This is a genomic window from Lentzea albidocapillata subsp. violacea, assembly GCF_900100275.1.
Classification (GTDB): domain Bacteria; phylum Actinomycetota; class Actinomycetes; order Mycobacteriales; family Pseudonocardiaceae; genus Lentzea; species Lentzea violacea.
In genome coordinates this window covers 1-8531 of sequence record NZ_FNET01000048.1, presented here as the reverse complement: position 1 = coordinate 8531, position 8531 = coordinate 1, and the positions used below count along the sequence as shown (strand labels likewise).

Here is an 8531-nt window from a genome sequence, read left to right as displayed (position 1 = left end):
GTTGCGTTGGCGGTGGGGTCCCATCACGAGCCGAGCCAAGAGCGGGCCACATGCAGGTAGGGGTGTCAACTCGACGAAAAGCGTGTCGAGTTGACACCCCTACCTGCATGCAGCAAGAGCTATGGCGCGACTCGTGATGGGACCCCACCGCCTGGCCCGCGCGGTAAGGACGGCTTGCCTTCGGCTTCGCGGTGAACCTGGGCGGTGGCTTGGGCGTCCTCAGGCTGGGGACGATGTTCGATCCCGGCTTCGGCATACTGGGATTTCAGTTACGGCTAGCTACGAGGTGCGATTTCACGTGTGCGGAGTGCTCGGACTCATCTGTTCCACTGAAGCCGCCGCGGTCTCCGCGCGCGCCTCTGTGGCCTCAGCACTGCGCTGCCAGCGGCACCGTGGGCCCGACGAGCAGGACACCTGGGCTGATGCCGAGGTTGTCTATGGGTTCAACCGGCTTGGTTTTATTGATCTTGAGCACTCCCATCAGCCGCTTGTGTGGGGGCCGCCGGAGAACCCGACGCGGTACACGTTGAACTTCAACGGCGAGATCTACAACTACAAGGAGCTCCGGGCTGAGCTCATGCGGAAGTTCGGGGCCAACTTCCGGACTAACGGTGATGGTGAGGCCATCGTCGCTGGGTATCACTACCTTGGTGCTGACTGGGTCAAGATGTTGCGCGGCATGTTTGCGTTCATGATCTGGGACGCGCAGGAGCGGGTGGTTTTCGGCGCTCGGGATCCGTTTGGGATCAAGCCGTTGTACTGGGCTGCTGGGCCCGGTGGGGTTGGGTTCTCGTCCGAGAAGAAGAGTTTGTTGCAGCTCACCGGGGTCCTTGGGATCAGTCAGGAGCTGGATCAGACTGCGTTGCAGCACTATCTGGTGCTTCAGTATGTGCCTGAGCCTGAGTCGTTGCACAAGGCGATTCGGCGGGTTGAGTCCGGGACGTCCTTTAAGGTGTCGCCTGGTGGGCAGGTGCTGTTCAACCGGTACTTCAAGCCCGTGTTCTCGCCGCGGCCGGTGAATGGGGCGCACGAGGCTGAGGCGCTGTATGAGCGCATTGCCGACGTGATGCGTGACTCGGTGGCCAAGCATATGATTTCCGACCCTGATGTTACGGTCGGTGCGTTTCTCTCTGGTGGTATCGACTCTACGGCCACGGCTACGCTGGCCAAGCAGCACAACCCTAACCTCATCGCGTTCACCAGCGGTTTTGATCGGCAGGGGTACTCGGAGGTTGATGTTGCCGCGGAGACTGCGGCGGCCATTGGGGTGCGGCATGTCGTTCGGACTGTGTCTGCGGACGAGATGATGGAGGAGTTGCCGCTCATCATCTGGTACCTCGACGATCCGGTGGCGGACCCGGCGTTGGTGCCGTTGTACTTTATTGCGAAGGAAGCGCGTAAGTACGTCAAGGCTGTGCTTTCGGGTGAGGGTGCGGACGAGTTGTTTGGCGGGTACGTGATTTATCACGAGCCGCTGTCTTTGTCGCCCTTCGAGAAGGTGCCTGGCGGTGTGCGCAAGCTGATGGGTGCTGTGTCCAAGTCCATTCCGGAGGGTGTGCGCGGCAAGGACCTGCTTCGGCGGGGTGCGCTCAAGCTCGAGGAGCGGTATTACGGCAACGCGCGCAACTTCAGTGACGCGCAGGTGCGTGCTGTGCTTCCCGGTTATGTCGAGGGCATTGGTTTTCAGGACGTTACGGCGCCCTGGTATCGCGAGTCGGAGTCGTGGGATCCGGTCGCGCGTATGCAGCACATCGACCTTTACACGTGGTTGCGTGGCGACATCCTGGTCAAGGCCGACAAGGTGACCATGGCGAACTCCATCGAGCTGCGCGTGCCGTTCCTCGACCCCGAGGTGTTCCGGGTCGCGGCCGAGGTGCCGCTCGACCAGAAGCTCACCGAAGGTACGACCAAGTACGCGCTGCGCAGGGCGTTGGCGAAGATCATTCCGGCGCATGTGCTCAACCGGCCCAAGCTTGGGTTCCCGGTGCCGATCCGGCACTGGTTGCGTGCGGAGATGTACGACTGGGCGCGCGGGATCATCAACGACTCGCAGACCGGCCATCTGCTGGACAAGAACGCGGTCATGGACCTGCTTGCCGAGCACAAGTCGGAGCAGTTCGACCGCAGCCGGCAGCTGTGGAGCGTGCTGTGCTTCATGATCTGGCACGGGATCTTCGTCGAGGGCCGGATCAGCCCGAAGGTGCCGGAGCCGGTGTACCCCGTCCGCCTCTGACTAGTGGTGTTGGTGACACCTCCACGTAAAGGGTTTGTTAGTTGTCATAGGCTAACCAAGTGGCCACCGTGGGGAGAAGCGCGCGCTCGACGTTCGTGATCGACACTCGGCCGTTGAAGATCGTCGCGTATCGCCGGCTGTGGATCTCCACGATCATCACGGCGGTGGGCTCCCAGCTCACCGCCGTTGCCGTGCCCAAGCAGGTCTACGACCTCACCGGGTCTTCGGCGTGGGTCGGCATCGCCGCCGGTGTGGCGCTGGTGCCCCTGCTCGTGTTCGGGCTGTGGGGCGGCGCGATCGCGGACACGGTCGATCGTCGCAAGTTGCTGCTCGTCACGAACATCGGCATCGCGGTCTCGTCGGTGCTGCTGTGGGCGCAGGCTGCGATGAACGTCGGCTCGGTGTGGCTGGTGATTGCTCTGCTGGGCCTGCAGCAGGTGTTCTTCGCGGCGAACGCTCCCGCCCGTTCGGCGTCGATCGCCCGGTTGGTGCCGGCCGAGCTGTTGCCTTCCGCGGCTGCGCTCGGGTCGACCGTCATGCAGTTCGGTGCGGTGCTCGGGCCGTTGCTCGCGGGCGCGTTCATACCGGTCGTCGGGCTCTCGACGCTCTACCTGGTCGACGCGATCGCGCTCACCGTCACGGTCTACGCGGTGTGGAAGCTGCCCGCGATGCCCCCGCTCGACGGGGTGATCCGGCGCGCCGGCCTCAAGGACGTGCTGGCCGGGTTCACGTACCTCTGGGCGCAGAAGGTGCTGATGGCGAGCATGCTGCTGGACATCATCGCGATGGTGTTCGGCATGCCGCGGGCGCTGTTCCCGGAGATGGCCCAGCACACGTTCGGCGACCCGGCCGGTGGTGGGTTCGCGCTGGGCGTGCTGTTCGCCGCGATTCCCGTCGGTGCGGTGATCTGCGGTCTCACGTCCGGCTGGATCTCCAACGTCAGCCGGCACGGCGTCGCGCTGACGCTCGCCGTCGTGGGCTGGGGTCTCGCGATCATGGGCTTCGGTCTCGCCGGTTCGTTGTGGGGCGCGGCGGCGTTCCTGGCGCTCGCGGGGGCGGCGGACATGGTGTCGATGGCGTTCCGCGGCGCGATCCTGCAGTCCGCCGCGACGGACGAGATGCGCGGACGGATGCAGGGCGTCTTCATCGTCGTCGTGGCCGGTGGGCCGCGCATCGCGGACCTGCTGCACGGCACGGGTGGCGCGGCGTTCGGCACGGCCGCGGCGGTGTCGGTCGGTGGCCTGCTGGTCGTCGTGGCGTCCGTCGCGATGGTGGCGTTGCTGCCGGCGATCTGGCGCTACCGGGTCAGTTCCGCGAGCTGATCTCCGCCGGGTTCGGCTCGGCGATCGTCACGTCGGAGCCCCAGTCCGAGAAGCGGGCCTCGTCGACGATCCGCACGCCCTGGAACTCGGTGTAGAAGGTGATGCGGATCGGCAGGCCGGTGCCGTCCAGCTCGATCTCGCCGGTCGAACCGGGGACCTTCTGGTCCAGCGCGAGCTTGACCTCGGCCTTCAGGCCCTCGTCGGTGAGTTTGTCGTACGCCTTCCGGTAGTCGACGGCGATCGAGTACCGGGTGTTGCCGCCGACCTGCGCGGTCAGCCTGAGCTCGCCACCGGCCTGCATCACCGGCAGGTGGTACGTCGTGAAAGCGGCCTGCTGGTAGACGACGTCGTGGAAGCCCAGCAACGTCGTCGTGAAGTCGTCGTCGACCCTGCGGTCCAGCTCCACCCACGGCTTGTCGGCCGGCAGCCCGAAAACCGCGGCGGGCAGCTTCACGAACGCGGTGTCCTTTTTGGTCGAGACCAGCCGGAGGTCGACCGCCTCGCCGCCGGTCTGCACGGGACGGGTGGTGGTCGCGTCCATGCTCGGGACCTCGCCGCCCAGCCGCACGCTGCCGCTCGACGGTGCCCGCACGCCACCTCCGGTGGGCGGTGGCGTGACGGAGAAGCGGTAGGAACCCTTCTCGCCGACGGTCTTGGTCACCGCGGCCACCAGGCTCTTCACGTCGCGGTGCTGGGACTGGTTCTCGCTCGCGGGTTCGGACGAGGAGCAGGCGGTCAGCGCCACGGCGGCGATGATCGCGATTGCCGCGAGTCTCATCGGGCAATTGTTACATCAAACGGGTGAGGTAGGCGTCCGTTCGTGCTGGTGGCCAGGCGAAACGGGCAGAATCTTCGGGCATGGCTGAAGCGACTCCACAAACGGAGCAACCAGAGCTGAAACGGGCGATCGGCCCGAAGCTGCTGCTGTTCTTCGTCGTCGGCGACATCCTCGGTACCGGCATCTACGCGCTCACCGGCAACGTGGCAGGCAAGATCGGCGGCGCGCTCTGGCTGCCCTTCCTGCTCGCGTTCGTGGTGGCATTCCTGACCGCGTTCAGCTACCTGGAGCTCGTCGGCAAGTACCCCAGGGCCGCCGGCGCCGCGCTGTACACGAACAGAGCGTTCAAGATCCACTTCTTGACGTTCATGGTCGCGTTCGCGGTCATGTGCTCCGGCATCACGTCGGCCTCGGCGGCCGCGCTCGCCTTCGGCCGCACGTACCTGCGGCAGCTGCTGGTGACGTTCTTCGACGTCGCGCTCAGCCCGGAGTCGCTGGCGATCACCGGTATCGCGGTCATCTTCATCGCGGCCCTGGCGGTCATCAACTTCCGCGGCGTGTCCGAGTCGGTCAAGGTCAACGTGGTGCTGACCTGCATCGAGCTGTCCGGTCTGGTGATCATCATCCTGATCGGCGCGTGGGCGGTCGTCAACGGCGACGGCAACCCCGGCAGGCTCACCGAGATCGACGTCCCGTCCGGCAGCAACGTGATGCTCGCGGTCACCTCGGCCACGGCGCTCGCGTTCTTCGCGATGGTCGGCTTCGAGGACTCGGTGAACATGGCCGAGGAGTGCCGCAACCCGGTCAAGATCTTCCCGCGCGCGATGCTGTGGGGCATGGGCATCGCGGCCCTGATCTACGTCCTCGTCGCGATCACGTCGTCGTTGCTGATCCCGGCGGACGAGCTCGCGACGGCCGGCAGCAGCGCGTTGCTGAAGGTCGTCACCGTCGGCGCGCCCGGCTTCCCGCTGTGGGTCTTCGCGTTGATCGGCCTGCTGGCCGTCATCAACTCGGCCCTGATCAACATGCTGATGGCGTCGAGGTTGTTGTACGGCATGGCGAACGAGAAGATCATCCCGAAGTTCTTCGGTGTCGTGCACCCGTTCCGCCGCACGCCGTGGATCTCGATCGTCTTCACGACCGGCGTCGCGGTGATCCTGGTGTCCACCGCCGACATCGGCAAGCTCGGTGGTACCACGTCGTTGCTGCTGCTGATCGTCTTCACGATCGTCAACGTCGCGTGCCTCGTGCTGCGCCGGGAACCGTCCGAGCACAAGCACTTCCGGGCACCCACGTGGGCGCCCGTGCTCGGCGCGATCACGTGTGCGTACCTCGCGATCCCGTGGACGTCCGGGCGTCCGATCGACGACTACAAGATCGCGGGCTGGCTGCTGCTCGCCGGTTTGGTTCTGTGGGGCATCAACCGCGTGCTGCACGGCAAGGTGGAGATCCACCCGGAGAAGCTCGGCAAGTAGTTCTAGTCCAGTAGGTGCTTGAGGAACCGGTCCGGCTCACCCAGGAAGTTGCGGGTGAGCCGGACCGGTTCCGCTGTGTCGTAGGAAACCTCGTCGATCGTGTCGGTGATCTCGAGGATCGTGGCGTTCGGTGCCGCGAGCAGGATCGGCGAGTGCGTGGCGATGATGAACTGCGAACCTTCTTCTACGAGTTCGTGCATGCGCCTCAGGACCGTCAGGCAGCCTTTGACCGATAGGGCGGCCTCTGGTTCGTCGAGAATGTAGAGTCCCCTGCTGCCGAACCTGTGGTTCATCAGGTCGATGAAGCTCTCGCCGTGCGACCGCTCGTGCAACGACTTCCCGCCGTACGACGCGTGGATCCCTCCGCCGATCCGGTCGATCTCGGTGGCGACGTTGTAGAACGACTCGGCGCGCAGGAAGAACCCGGTCCTGGGTTTTCTCGTGCCCCAGCTGAGGGTCAGGTAGTCCCCGAGTGACGACTCCGTCGCCTTGGTCGCGAAGCGGAACGACTGCGTGCCGCCCTCGGCGTTGAACCCCGCCGCCACCGCGATGGCCTCGACCAGCGTGGACTTGCCCGTGCCGTTGTCGCCCGTCAGGAACGTGATGGGCGCCTTCAGTTCCAGCGGCCTTCTGATCAGATGCTGGACGACCGGGAGCGTGAACGGGTAGCGGTGCGTGTCGTGCATCTGGTCGAGGCGGACGTGCTGGACGAACGTCACGCCAGCCGTGCCAGCTCGACCGGGTCGTGGGCGCAGAACACCTCGGCCTCGCCGCTCGCCTTGAGCTCCCTGAGGCGTTCCACATTGGACAGACGCTGCTCGCGGATCGTCTCGGTCTGCTTGGCGGTGAGCTTGAGCGCGAAGATGTTGCTCGGCGGCGTCTCGACCTCGCCGCGGTAGAAGTACGCGTCGCCCGCGTGCAGCAGCCAGCCGTCGTCCGACTGCACCGCGATGCCCGTGTGGCCGCGGGTGTGGCCGATCAACGGCACCATCAGCACCTCGTCCGGCAGGCCGGCGATGCTCCTGACGGCCTGGAACCCGAACCAGTCCTCGCCCTCGGCCTTGTGCGTCTCGAACTTGACGCCGTCCCTCTGCGCCTTCGGGTACCGCGCCCGCTCCTTGGTGCCGCGCGCGTTGGTCGCGGCTTCCAGTTCGGTGTCCAGCACGTGCACGGTGGCCTTGGGGAAGTCGCGCAGCCCGCCCGCGTGGTCGAGGTCGAGGTGGGTCAGCAGGATGTGCTTCACGTCGTCGGCCGTGTAACCGCGCTTCTCGACGTGGCTGATCGCCGTCTCGGTGATGTCGAGCGCCGGGTTGAGCAGCTTGCGGCTCAGACCGTCGATCGTCGCCTTCGGGTTGGTCACCTCGTTCGTGCCGAAGCCGGTGTCGACCAGCGCCAGGCCCTGGTCGGTCTCGATCAGCAGGCAGTGGGCCACGAGCCCGCCCGCGACCAGGGGAGGCCGGAACGTGGCGCAGTTGAGGTGATGAACCTTCATGGGCAAATCCTTCCGCTGGCCCCGTAGGCTTCAGCCTCATGTTGGGGATCTCGTACGAGGGTGCCACCGCCGTGATCACGACTGTAGGCGCGGGGCTGCGGTCTTTCGAGGTGGACGGCGTTCCGTACGTGGAGACATTCGGCGCCGACGAGAAACCCCCGATGAGCGCCGGGGCCGTGCTCGTGCCGTGGCCCAACCGGACCGCCGGTGCTTCTTGGGTGCTGGACGGGGTTCGGCAGCAGCTCGATGTCACCGAGCCTGCGCGTGGGAACGCTATCCATGGGCTTGTGCGGCGTCGTCCTTGGGCCGTTTTGGAGCACACCGGGTCGTTGGTGTCTTTGGTTGCGACCATCGAACCTCAGGCTGGGTGGCCTGCTGCTTTGCGTGTCACGGTGTCATATGCACTGGATGATCGTGGGCTGACTGTTACGCATGGGGTCAAGAATATTGGGGACGTTGCCACGCCGTTTGGTGTTGGTACGCATCCGTATCCGCGGGCTGGGAATGCTCCTACCGATTCGTGCACTTTGACGTTGGCTGCTACTACTGTTTTGCCGTTGGATACCGCGCGGATGGTGCCTTCTGGGGTGGCTGTACCGGTTGAGGGGACGTCTTACGACTTTCGGTCGGGGCGGGGGTTGAGTGGGGTTCGGTTGGACACTCCGTTTGGGGGGTGTGAGCCTTCTGGGGATGGGCTGATCCATCACTCGTTGGTTGCTGAGGGGGGTGGGGTTGAGGTTTGGGCTGATCCGGCGTTTTCTTGGGTTCAGGTTTATACGCCTGATTCCTATCCTGGGCGGGGGCGGGCTGTGGCTGTTGAGCCTATGACCTGTCCGCCGGATGCTTTGAATTCTGGGGTTGATTTGATTTGGGTTTCTCCTGGGGAGTCTTGGGGGGCTCGGTGGGGGATTCGGCCGTTGGGGTGAGGGCGTTGGTCGCGGGTTTTGTTGGTGGTTGGGTTGCGGGCGGCGACCTTGCGTTGCGTGCTTTCCCTGGGGGCGCTGCCCCCAGACCCCCGGCAATCTGATCAGGGGGTAGCGCCGCCTGCGGGTTGATGGCACGCCTGACGCTCCTATAGATGTCAAGCAGTGAGTGCGAGGTCTTTCATGATCGCTGTGTGGGCTTCGCGGAGGATATAGCGCTTGAGGCAGCGGATGATGTCGCGTTTGGTGAGGCCTTGTTCGGTGCGTCGTTGCAGGTAGGCCTGGGTGCGTGGGCAGTAGCGCAGGCG

7 protein-coding genes are annotated in these 8531 nt (G+C 65.2%); 4 read left to right on the top strand and 3 right to left on the bottom strand.

What is annotated here, in order from left to right; genetic code table 11:
- Nucleotides 1-298 precede the first annotated feature (298 nt).
- Nucleotides 299-2233 (top strand): asparagine synthase (glutamine-hydrolyzing), encoded by a 1935-nt coding sequence (gene asnB, locus BLR21_RS41365; protein ID WP_090015572.1) that lies wholly within the window; start codon nt 299-301, stop codon nt 2231-2233.
- Nucleotides 2234-2292: 59 nt separating this feature from the next.
- The gene (locus tag BLR21_RS41360; RefSeq protein WP_256335263.1) at nt 2293-3555 is read left to right on the top strand and encodes an MFS transporter; all 1263 of its coding nucleotides are present in this window, start codon (nt 2293-2295) and stop codon (nt 3553-3555) included.
- Here BLR21_RS41360 and BLR21_RS41355 read toward each other — a convergent pair.
- Nucleotides 3539-4333 carry a hypothetical protein gene (locus tag BLR21_RS41355; RefSeq protein WP_090015571.1) on the bottom strand — a complete coding sequence of 265 codons (795 nt, stop codon included), beginning with the start codon at nt 4331-4333 and terminating at the stop codon, nt 3539-3541. The genes BLR21_RS41360 and BLR21_RS41355 overlap by 17 nt on opposite strands.
- An 80-nt stretch (nt 4334-4413) precedes the next feature.
- Between BLR21_RS41355 and BLR21_RS41350 the strand changes: the two genes are divergently transcribed.
- Nucleotides 4414-5808: an APC family permease gene (locus BLR21_RS41350; RefSeq protein ID WP_090015570.1), complete on the top strand. Its 1395-nt coding sequence runs from the start codon at nt 4414-4416 to the stop codon at nt 5806-5808.
- A gap of 2 nt (nt 5809-5810) precedes the next feature.
- Here the strand turns inward: BLR21_RS41350 and BLR21_RS41345 are convergent, their stop codons facing one another.
- Complete coding sequence (locus BLR21_RS41345; protein WP_256335262.1) at nt 5811-6527, bottom strand: AAA family ATPase; 717 nt, start codon at nt 6525-6527, stop codon at nt 5811-5813.
- Complete coding sequence (locus tag BLR21_RS41340; protein ID WP_090015569.1) at nt 6524-7300, bottom strand: MBL fold metallo-hydrolase; 777 nt, start codon at nt 7298-7300, stop codon at nt 6524-6526. The genes BLR21_RS41345 and BLR21_RS41340 overlap by 4 nt, the downstream gene beginning before the upstream one ends.
- Nucleotides 7301-7338: 38 nt before the next feature.
- Between BLR21_RS41340 and BLR21_RS41335 the strand changes: the two genes are divergently transcribed.
- Nucleotides 7339-8226, top strand: coding sequence for an aldose 1-epimerase family protein (locus tag BLR21_RS41335; protein ID WP_090015568.1), 888 nt, complete (start codon nt 7339-7341; stop codon nt 8224-8226).
- Nucleotides 8227-8531: the final 305 nt, after the last annotated feature.